The organism is Labilibaculum manganireducens (assembly GCF_002843385.1).
Lineage (GTDB): Bacteria > Bacteroidota > Bacteroidia > Bacteroidales > Marinifilaceae > Labilibaculum > Labilibaculum manganireducens.
In genome coordinates this window covers 56,667-67,756 of record NZ_MVDE01000026.1, presented here as the reverse complement: position 1 = coordinate 67,756, position 11,090 = coordinate 56,667, and the positions used below count along the sequence as shown (strand labels likewise).

General features: G+C 37.2%; 7 protein-coding genes and 2 tRNA genes. 4 read left to right on the top strand and 5 right to left on the bottom strand.

The window, feature by feature from the left end; translation table 11 throughout:
- Positions 1-11: 11 nt before the first annotated feature.
- The 4 genes from BZG01_RS15345 (at position 12) to BZG01_RS15330 (ending at position 4,031) form a co-directional block, all read left to right on the top strand.
- Positions 12-88: transfer RNA gene (locus tag BZG01_RS15345), tRNA-Asp, on the top strand.
- A gap of 54 nt (positions 89-142) precedes the next feature.
- A tRNA-Asp gene (locus tag BZG01_RS15340) sits at positions 143-219 on the top strand.
- 324 nt (positions 220-543) lie between these two features.
- The gene (locus BZG01_RS15335) at positions 544-1,347 is read left to right on the top strand and encodes a DUF1338 domain-containing protein (RefSeq protein ID WP_180327343.1); all 804 of its coding nucleotides are present in this window, start codon (positions 544-546) and stop codon (positions 1,345-1,347) included.
- Between the two features lie 125 nt (positions 1,348-1,472).
- Positions 1,473-4,031, top strand: a complete 2,559-nt coding sequence (locus BZG01_RS15330; RefSeq protein WP_101310718.1) for a M1 family metallopeptidase — start codon at positions 1,473-1,475, stop codon at positions 4,029-4,031.
- Positions 4,032-5,353: 1,322 nt separating this feature from the next.
- On the opposite strand, the gene BZG01_RS15325 is transcribed toward BZG01_RS15330, so the two are convergent.
- The 5 genes from BZG01_RS15325 to BZG01_RS15305 form a co-directional block, all read right to left on the bottom strand.
- The gene (locus tag BZG01_RS15325; RefSeq protein ID WP_101310717.1) at positions 5,354-5,797 is read right to left on the bottom strand and encodes a DMT family transporter; all 444 of its coding nucleotides are present in this window, start codon (positions 5,795-5,797) and stop codon (positions 5,354-5,356) included.
- A 348-nt stretch (positions 5,798-6,145) separates the two neighbouring features.
- Positions 6,146-6,679 (bottom strand): GNAT family N-acetyltransferase, encoded by a 534-nt coding sequence (locus BZG01_RS15320; RefSeq protein ID WP_180327342.1) that lies wholly within the window; start codon positions 6,677-6,679, stop codon positions 6,146-6,148.
- Between the two features lie 12 nt (positions 6,680-6,691).
- Positions 6,692-7,900 (bottom strand): PAS domain-containing sensor histidine kinase, encoded by a 1,209-nt coding sequence (locus tag BZG01_RS15315; protein WP_101310715.1) that lies wholly within the window; start codon positions 7,898-7,900, stop codon positions 6,692-6,694.
- 1 nt (position 7,901) lies between these two features.
- Positions 7,902-9,077, bottom strand: a complete 1,176-nt coding sequence (gene ercA, locus BZG01_RS15310) for an alcohol dehydrogenase-like regulatory protein ErcA (protein WP_101310714.1) — start codon at positions 9,075-9,077, stop codon at positions 7,902-7,904.
- A 385-nt stretch (positions 9,078-9,462) separates the two neighbouring features.
- A complete protein-coding gene (locus BZG01_RS15305; RefSeq protein ID WP_101310713.1) occupies positions 9,463-10,959 on the bottom strand; it encodes an IMP dehydrogenase in 1,497 nt (498 codons plus the stop codon).
- Positions 10,960-11,090 lie beyond the last annotated feature (131 nt).

The window sequence follows — 11,090 nt, the reverse complement described above, 5'->3', positions numbered from 1 at the left end:
CAGAATATTTTGGTTTGGTAGTTCAGTTGGTTAGAATACATGCCTGTCACGCATGGGGTCGCGAGTTCGAGTCTCGTCCAGACCGCCAAAATAAAGAGTTTTTATTTGTTACTCTTACAATAAACAAATCGCAGAATATTTTGGTTTGGTAGTTCAGTTGGTTAGAATACATGCCTGTCACGCATGGGGTCGCGAGTTCGAGTCTCGTCCAGACCGCCAAAATAATTAGAAGGCCTCCGATTCAAAAGAATCGGAGGCTTTTTCGATTTTACATCTTTCCAAAAACATTCAAATTTTTTGAAAACAAATCGAAACTCTTCTACTCCTTCTTCGACTCTATCCAAGTCACTTTCGTAAGCAAACATCAACTAACAAATTATAAACGATACTTTCCTGACAATTTAAGACTGCAGATTCTTTTTTTGTCATTTTTTTGCATTTTCAATAGTCCATGAGCAAAAGTTTAAAAGAAATCTGACCTCAAACATAAATCCAGTCAATTAAAATTCATAAATTACTGTACAACTAACTAAAATACAGATTATGCAACAAGAAATATTTCATCGGCTATGGAAGGAATATACAAAACAAAATCCTTCTGCCCAGGCTATACATGATTTATTCACCAAAGAAGGGGAACAGGTAATTAATGACCATGTAGCTTTTCGAACCTTCGATGACCCAAGAATGAACATTCAGGTTTTGGCAAAGAAATTCCTGAAAGCAGGCTACAAATATAAAGGAGAATATGTGTTCGAAGATAAGCACTTGAACGCCGTTCATTTGGAACATCCAAGTGAGGAAAATGCACCAAGGGTATTTATATCAGAATTAATACTTTCCGAATTCTCGGAAGAATTTCAGAAGACTATAAAAAGAAGACTCTATTCGGTGGGCAATGCCTATTATGCTGATCCTGATTTAATTCACAAAGGAAGTGTTTGGGGAAAACCAAGCTATGCCAATTATCAATTTTTGCGGAACGAATCGGAATATGCCGCCTGGCTTTACGTTCACGGATTCAGGGTGAATCACTTTACGGTCAGCATCAACGCGCTTCAGAAATACAATAGTATCGAGAAAGTGAATCAATTTATTAAAGACAATGGTTTTGAAATGAACACCTCGGGAGGTGAAATTAAAGGCACGCCTGAAAAGCTTCTGCAGCAGTCCTCTACCCTTTCCGAGATTATTAAAGTTGAATTTGAAGAAGGTGTATACGAAATACCTGCATGCTTCTATGAATTTGCTATTCGTTATCCGGATGAAAACGGACAGCTATTCTCAAGCTTTATCGCAGCCAATGCCAATAAAATTTTTGACAGCAGTAATTTCAGAGAAAAATAAATTAAAATTTACCAAAATGTATCAGCCCGCCGAACAAATCTGTTTTGAGCGGGCTTTTTGCTTTTCATCATTCCTCTTTGTTCCATAAACTTTTATCTTTACCTCCTCTAACTTAAACCTACAACATGAAAAATACATCAACACTATTCCTTCTTATTGCATTTCTTTTTTCGGCATGCACCACAAACACAAAACAATTAAACATTGAAACAGGCGTAGCCAAAACAATGGCGGCATACCGAAAAGCGAATATCTCCAATCTGAAATATCAGCTGAATTTTGATATCCCTGAGGATCGTAACAAGACAATTCCGGGAAGCAATAAAATCAGTTTTGATTTGCAATCAACCGATCAGGATCTTCAAATTGATTTTCGTGAAAACGCCAACTTAATCCATAAAGTGGTTTGTAATGGAAACCCCTCGAAATACCGCTTTGAATTGGAGCATTTGATTATCCCGAAAGGGGAATTGAAAGAAGGGAAAAACGAAATTGACATTGAATTTACGACCGGAAACAGCTCTTTGAATCGTAACGATGAATTTTTATACACTTTGTTTGTGCCGGACAGAGCCAGAACTGCTTTCCCATGCTTCGATCAGCCAAATCTAAAAGCCAAATTTCAATTGGCATTAAGTGTGCCAAAAAGCTGGAAGGCAATAGCCAATGGTAAAACTGAATCAGTTAAAGAAGACACAAACAAAAGCCATTATAAATTTCTTACCACGAAAGAACTGCCAACCTACCTGTTCTCTTTTGCAGCCGGTAAATTCGAAACCATAACGCGCAAACACAATGGACATCAACACACCATGTATCACCGCGAAACCGATCCCGAAAAATTGGCCGGTAATACCGATGAAATCTTTCGTTTGTTGTTTCAATCACTCGATTGGCTGGAAGAATATACCGATATACCCTATCCTTTTGGAAAGTATGATATTGTGGTGATTCCATCCTTTCAATATGGCGGAATGGAGCACACGGGAGCGACGCTGTACAATGCTTCCAAATTGTTTTTGGATAAAAATGCAAGCAAAAACGACAGATTGTACCGGGCAAATTTAATTGCCCACGAAACAGCTCACATGTGGTTTGGCGATTTAGTGACTATGAAATGGTTCGATCAGGTTTGGCTGAAAGAGGTTTTTGCCAATTTCCTTGCCGATAAAATTACCAACCCAAGCTTTCCGGATATGAACCATGCACTGAAATTTAAGATGGCTCATTTCCCGAGTTCCTATGCAGTTGACCGCACAAGCGGAGCCAATGCAATTAATCAGGTATTACCCAACCTAAAAGATGCCGGATCGGTTTACGGAAGCATTATTTATCACAAATCGCCCATTGTAATGGATATGCTGGAACGGATTACGGGTGAAGAAGAACTGCAAAAAGGCTTGCAAACCTATCTAAAAAAATATGCCTACGGCAATGCCAGCTGGGAAGATTTGATTGCGATTTTAGACGAAACTACTTCGAGTGATTTAAAGCAATGGAGCAAGGTTTGGGTTGACAAGGCAGGAAGGCCTGCAATAACATCATCAATTTCAAGTGAAAATGGTTTGATTACTGATTTGACAATCACGCAAAGTGATGCCAAAGGAAATGCCGGTGACTGGAACCAGGATTTAAACATCCTTTTAGGCTATGAAGAAACAAGTGAAGTAGTATCTGTGAAATTTAATCAGCCACAGCTTTCGATTCCCGAAGTAACAGGCAAAAAAACACCCGACTACATCATCCCTAATGGAAAAGGCAATGCTTATGGTTTTTTTAAACTAGATGCCAAAACCAAGCAATTCCTTCTTGAAAACATGCACAAAATTAAAGATGATTTGGTGCGTGGAGTGGCGTGGATCAACCTGTATGAGAATCTTTGTGAGGGAGAAGTAAGCGGAAAAGAATTTGTGCTTGCTGCCGAAAAACAATTGGCAAAGGAAAAAAACGCATTGATTTTGGAACGCATGTTATCTTATATGCAGTCCGCTTATTGGCTTCATGTAAGTGCCGAAGAAAGGTTACAAATTGGGAAACATTTGGAAGACAGCCTTTGGGTTCAACTAAATGAGGAGAAGGACATGAGCAAGAAATCGAGCTTATTCAGTACATTAAGCAGTATTGCCGAAAGCAAAGTGCGTTTGGAACAACTCTTTAATGCTTGGAAAGATGAAACCAAAATTGGCGGATTCAGTCTTTCGGAAACCAAGGCAACTGATTTAGCTGCTAATTTGGCCATTAAAATGCCTGAAAAAGCAGAAGAGCTTGTTGCCACACAAATCGAACGAATTAAAAACCCTGATCGTAAAAAACGCTTGCAATTTGCAGCTCCTGCCCTGTCGGCCAATCAGCAAGTTCGCGAAGGGTTCTTTGCGAGTCTGCACAAAGCGGAAAACAGAGAAATTGAGCGCTGGGTTTTAGATGGTTTAAGCTATCTGAATCATCCGTTGCGGGAAAAGGAAGCATTAACCTACTTGCCTCAGGCTTTGGAATTACTGGAAGAGATTCAGGTTACCGGAGATATTTTCTTTCCTGCCAATTGGTTAAGTGCCAGTTATAGTGGACTTCAATCAAAAGAAGCAGGAGATATTACCCGTCGGTTTTTGGCTGAACATACTGATTATCCTGAGAATTTAAAATTAAAGATTCTGCAGGCTTCGGATTTGGTGCTGAGGAAGGAATAAGGACAAGTTTCAAGGGAAAAGGATCAAGTCCCAAGGAAAAAGGAGAAAAAAAGGAAGAAGTAACAAGTTCTAAAGAGGAATAATCAACTGCCTAAATTATAGCTATTTCAGGAGAAGACAGATTATCACACTGCTTTAGAGGCAGTAAAAACAGCTATTAACAAATACAACAATCAAAGACCGCACAGAAGTGTAGATATGATGTTTCCAAGCCAAGCGCATCAAATGACAGGCAGCCTTAAGAAACATTGGAAAAAGAGACAATTTACCAAGAAGCAAAATTCAGGAATACCTGAAAAAGGCGTAATGGAAAATCAGGAATAAAATTGAAGAAAGTATGAATTTTCAGAAATTAAGAGACTCCTGGGTTACAATTTTAGGCTTATATCTGAAACTGTAATGCCGGATCAGAAATAAGAATCTTTTGCCGTTAAGATAGCAGTAAAAAGATTTTTATAAATTTGTTCAACCGCAGATAGATTAAAGAACAATACTACTATCATAAATTAAGTAATAATCTATCAAGCTATTTCAGGAGAAGACAGTTATCAAACAAGTCTGAAGTGTTCCGCCCTAAGTCTGAAGCGTTCCGCCGTAAGTTTGAAGTGTTCCGGCATAAGTCTGAAGTATTCCGCCGTAAGTTTGAAGTGTTCCGGCATAAGTCTGAAGTGTTCCGCCACAAGTTTGAAGCGTTCCGCCCTAAGTTTATACTTGTGCGATGCCCGACAATCCGAAACTGATTCCTCAAACAGATAAACCTAAAACGGCAAATAAGAAGTGGGGAGGAGGAGAGTTTTTACTGATTGCATTTTCGCAGTTACCTCCCTCATGAGAGGCTAGAGTGAGGTGACTAAAAAGTGCATTAAAACAGGCAGAGGTATATTGATTTATTAAGTTTGATCAGAACTTTAAAACTTCTGAATTACCTATACGCTTATTTAATGGGTTTTAAAAGATCTTACTGATCAAAAACAATAAGCACATAACGCGATACTAAAATCCTTTTTTCAACTTGTTCTCTTTAAAATCATCGGTTCGATTTATTCTATTCACTTTTTTACCCGAAGCAAAAGTATATTTGAATTTAAACCAGATTGGAATTGCAGACATTACGATGTTACTTTCATCAGTTTCAGTAAAATGATTTCCAATTGTTTCGTAACTATTATTGGTAAACTTCTTTTTAAATGGAATGGCAGTAGTAATTCCAAAAGTTAACTTTTCAGATAAAGTTTTATCAAGGGAAATAAAATAAAGCGCATCTTCGGCATAAAGGTGTCCGCTGGGTATTAAAAGTACCAGCTTTTCAACCTGCTTTACATTTAGAACTTCTGTACCACCAATATTCCTGCGAAGATGAGTAAAACTCCTAAAATACGTCCCCAGTTAATGGGTTGAACAGGTACTCCAAACATGCCAAAATGATCCAAAACCAGTGAGAAAACCAACTGACCGGCTACAATTAATCCAAAGCTTAAGGCTGCCCCCAGTCGTGGAATCAGAAAAATAACTGAACCAACAAATATAGAGCCCATCATTCCGCCAATCCATGCATATATTGGAGCTTCCTTTGCTGCCAGTAATAAGTTATTTGGCGTACGGGTGCCCAAAATTATCAGTAAAAGGACAAAACCACCCACCATAAAATTAACCAAAGCTGCCATAAGCGGCGCTTTTAAAAACACACCTAACTTTGCATTTATACTCGCCTGAACTGGCAACAAACAACCAACAGCAAGAGCCAACAACATCAAAAAATATCTCATACGAATCGTAAATTTGAAAACAAAAATAGGAATTTAAAGTTCTCGGAGACCTCTAGATAAACAATAAAAAAAATCTTCTGTACTTTCGCTGTCCCATGCCTGAAAATTGGATGCAGCATTTTACCAAACTTATTCTCCTGCTAAAAACAATTATACAAAAATAGAGATACTACCCACATATAAGCAATCTTTTTGTTTGGTGAGCTTATTTCCCGGAGATTTTCGTCATCTTTTAATTGGACAAGAAAGCAGTCAGAACTAAAAACCTGATCTTCTGATTTACGTTTGACAGCTTTGGTTTTAGTAATTTTTAACTGCCAGTTTTATTATAGCTTGTGAGTAGTTAGGCTATTCAAAATATGGAGCATAACATATTCTTTTGAAACTCTTTTTGAAAAAAGACAGCTTTACTGCTGTTAGCTCATCGGGATACGTCATTAGAAACATCTCAGGCGAAATACCATTTTTTCGCATTGGGAGTTGTTTGTAATCAATTGTATTGAGTTTAAATCCGAGTCGTTCGTAAAAATCGATTCGTCGCTTACTGCTATCACAATCCGGCAATTCCACCTCCAGTATTATATCATCGTGACTCTCAGAAATCAACTGCTCAACCACTGTTTTACCATATCCTCTACCCCTGTATTCAATCGATGTTGCCAAATGTTCTATATACCTCAGTCCTTCAAATTGCCACCACAATATAAAACCTGAAAAAACCTCATCAACAATCACAATATCAAAATGATAATTTGCATGATTTATTATCTGTTTCTGTAAATCAAGCTCCCGGCGTTCCTCCTCAGGGAAAGCATCCCCATACAATTCCCAAGCCTGCAAAAAACCAGTATTATCCGTTTGTGTTAGTCTAACTCTTTTCACTGTGGTTATTAGTTAGTATGGTTCTTTATTTACAGGAAGGTACTTAATGCTAAAATAGAATGTTGAGCCTTTGTTTACATCAGATTCCACCCAAATTTTACCACCCAGCAAATCGACGAATTCTTTTGAAATGGCTAAACCTAATCCATTCCCGCCATAATTTGACATCACAAAATCACTTGCCTGCACAAACCGTTCAAAAATTATGGTTTGCATCTCTTCCGGTATACCAATACCACTATCAGTTACATAAAAAACTATATCCCCGTCAATCTGCCAATATCCAAACTCGATACTACCTTCATGAATAAATTTAAAAGCATTGTTCAGTAAATTAGTTAAAATCTGAATTATTTTAGTTTTATCAGTAAATACAACCGATTCCTTATCGGATAGTGCTCGATGAAGCTGAATTGATAAATGGCGGGAAAATGCCTGTTTTTCGTAAATAATCAATAAATCTGATAAAACCTGATTAACATCGGTTGATTCCAGATAAACCTTATCCTGCTTTGTTTGTAAAGTAGAAATGGTGAGTATATCGTTTACGATTGATAGAAGCTGATTTCCATTATCAATTATTATAGATGTAAATTTTTTACGTTTTTCAGGTAATAAATCCGATTCGTTAAGTAAAGCCGAAAACCCTATAATGGAATTCATGGGGGTCCGAATTTCATGAGACATATTCTGTAAAAAAGCTGTTTTTAAGTGATCACTTTCTTCTGCCTTTTTTTTAGCTTCCAACAGCTTTTCTTCATATTCTTTGCGCACCGTAAAATCGCGAATAACTGCTACAAAAACATCTAACCCATTCCAAAAAGTATTATTAATAGAAATCTGAACGGGTATTTCTTTTCTAGTCTTATTTTGTAAAACAATCCATTCTATTGTTTGCGGGTTATCATTTCTTACTTTGTCCCAAATATCATGCAGACTATCGATATTGTTTTGGGTGGCCGATATATCCATTACCGTTAAATTATCACCCAATTCAGCATTCAACAATAATTCAGCAGGCTTGTTTAAAAATAAAATATCACCCAAAATATCATGAATGATGATTCCATCGCTGGTGCTGTTTAAAATGGTATCCATATTCTTCCGTGAAGCTTCCAACTCTTCAATTTTATTTTGCAGCTCTGGATAGTAGCTTTTCCTATGTGAATTCTCACCTAAGCCTATTATTTTATTTCGGTCGCTAATCCATTTATCTTCCATATTATAAAGCTTCTTTATAAATAACTTCCAAATCTTTTTTTACCGGAGGTCTCGGATTTGTTGCATTACACGGATCTTGAATTGCTTTGCCTGACAAGACAGAAATTATATCTAAAGTTACCCCCTTTTGCTGAAGAGTTTTATCAACGCCTAATGTTTTGTTCATTTGAAAAAGGTAGTTCATCAGAGATTTTTTGTTTTCCTGATTATTAATCCCCACCGATGATAATTGCAGAGTTTCTGCGATTTTTTTATATCTGTCAGAGGCTTTATCAAAGTTATAGTTCACAACGTGTGGCAATAATATGGCATTACACTCACCATGTGGTAAATCTAAATACCCACCCAAACTATGAGCCATTGAATGAATGCATCCCAAACTGGCATTTGAAAATGCCAATCCTGCATAAAGACTTGCCAACATTACTTTTCCTCTTGCCTGCAAATTGTTTGGTTCTTGTACTGATGACAATAAATTTTTATCCAGCAATCGGATTGCCTCGAGTGCGTATAAATCGGTAAATGCTGAATTTGCATTAGATACAAACGCCTCAAAGGCGTGAGAAAGGGCATCAATTCCGGTGCAAGCGCTTAAATGCTTATTCATACTCGTTAATACATAGGGATCAATCAGTGCCACATCAGGTACAGTTGCCTTACTAATAATAGCCATCTTATACTTCTCTTCGTAATTATTGATGATTGCGAACTGAGAAACATCGGCTGAGGTTCCTCCTGTAGTTGGAATACACACTAAGGGAGGCATGGGCTTATATATTTTGTCTACTCCTTCAAAATCTCTGATATCTCCACCGTTGTTAGCTATAATTCCAATTCCTTTCGCACAATCGATAACACTCCCTCCTCCAATTGCCAGAATCATATTGCACTTGTTTTGGCTATACATTTGTGCTCCCTCCATTACTTCGTAATTTCTGGGATTAGGAGAAACATTGGAGAAAATCACATAGTCAATTTCAGCTTCCTTCAACTTACCTTCTGCCTCCAATACCCATGGTGATTTTAAAATTATGTTGTCGGTAACTAACAAAACTTTCCGTCCGCCAAGCTTTTGACAATACAAACCCACGTAAACTCTTGAATCGAGTCCGAAAATATATTCCGGAGCTACAAATTTTCTAATTTCCAATTGTATATCATCGAATTCTTTATTCATTACGAATATTTTAAAAGGTTAGCAATACGTATAATACCTCCCAGATAAAGAAGTTTTTTAGCGGTAACTTTTAAAGATAGTGAATATGTACATATTTGCATTAATATTCACCCAATTAGAATCTCACAACAAATGAATTTCTTTAAAAAGCAAAATTTGGGAAAAATGAGATCCGAAATCGAAGCTTATACTTCGATGTTTCAATGTAATATCAGGAAGGAAGCTGTGCAAAAAAAACTTTCCAAATCACTGATTCAATTGTTGTCCATTCAAATATGACAGATATACTCTACACCCTTTTCATCAAAATACTAAAAGATTAGCAGATACAAAAAAAGACCAAGCTAAAGAGCTTGGTCTGGAAATATACTTAAAGTTAAATCGTTTAGTTCTTTGTGTCTTTAACGATAACATCATGAGCACCACCTTCGATAATACTTGTAGATGAAACCAAGGTAATTTTTGCTTCAGCCTGCAATGCAGAAATTGTTGCAACACCACAACTACACATGGTAGATTTTATTTTACCTGTGGTAATATCTAAATTGTCTTTCAATTTACCGGCGTAAGGAACGAAACTATCCACACCTTCTTCAAACTTAAGACTGTTCTTACCTCCCATATCATATCGCTGCCAGTTTCTTGCTCTGTTCGAACCTTCGCCCCAATATTCCTTCACATAGTTACTGCCAATTAATAGTTTTCTGGTCGGACTCTCGTCAAAACGGGCAAAATATCTTCCCATCATCATAAAATCAGCACCCATTGCCAAAGCAAGGGTCATGTGATAATCCATCACAATTCCACCATCGGAACAAATAGGAATGTACTCACCGGTCTTCTTAAAATATTCATCGCGGGCTTCGGCTACTTCAATTAAAGCTGTTGCCTGACCTCTGCCAATTCCTTTTTGCTCGCGGGTAATGCAAATAGATCCACCACCAACTCCAACTTTAACAAAATCGGCGCCAGCCTCGGCTAAATATAAAAAACCAGCTTTATCAACCACGTTTCCTGCTCCAACGGCTACCTTACCCTTATAATGTTCTTTTATATATTCTATGGTAATTTTCTGCCATTCCGAAAATCCATCCGATGAATCGATACACAAAACATCAACACCAGCTTCAACCAAGGCAGGTACGCGCTCTTCAAAATCACGGGTATTAATACCTGCTCCTACAATTAGTCTTTTATGATCATCCAGCAATTCATTCGGATACTCTTTGTGATTATCGTAGTCTTTTCTAAAAACAAAGTATTTCAGGTTTTGTTTTTTATCGATAACAGGCAAAGTATTTAACTTGTGATCCCAGATAATATCATTTGCCTCAGTCAAGCTAATTCCATATTCACCTACAGCAAGATTCTCTATAGGAGTCATGAACTCTTTTACCTTTTTATCCAGACTATCCTTACTTAATCGATAATCGCGGCCAGTAACAATCCCCAAAAATTTTCCGTTTGCCGATCCATCACTGGTTACCCCAATTGTTGAAAATCCAGTTTCTTCTTTTAAAGCAATTACATCCTGTAAAGTTTGTTCAGGCATAATATTAGCACGACTCTCTACAAAACCTGCTTTGTGTTTTTTTACTTTCTTAACCATTTTGGCCTGCTCCTCGATTGACTGAGAACCGAAAATAAACGACACACCGCCCTCTTTAGCCAAGGCAATAGCCATTCCATCATCGGAAACAGATTGCATAATTGCAGATACAAAAGGTGTTTTCAGGTTGATTCTGGAAGATTCTCCTTTTTTAAATTTAACCAATGGAGTCATCAAGCTAACTTTGTCAGGTGTGCAATCGACCGCAGTTAGTCCTGGAATAATTAAATACTCACTAAAGGTTCTCGAAACGTCATTAATAATCGTAGCCATAGTTGTTCTATTCAATGGTTGTTCAAATAAAAAATTTTACGAAGGTATAAAAACATCCTGTCTCTATTAAATCAAACAGGCTTAAAAATTAAAACAATCTGATTCGCCACAGACAACAACCTCTCACCAAT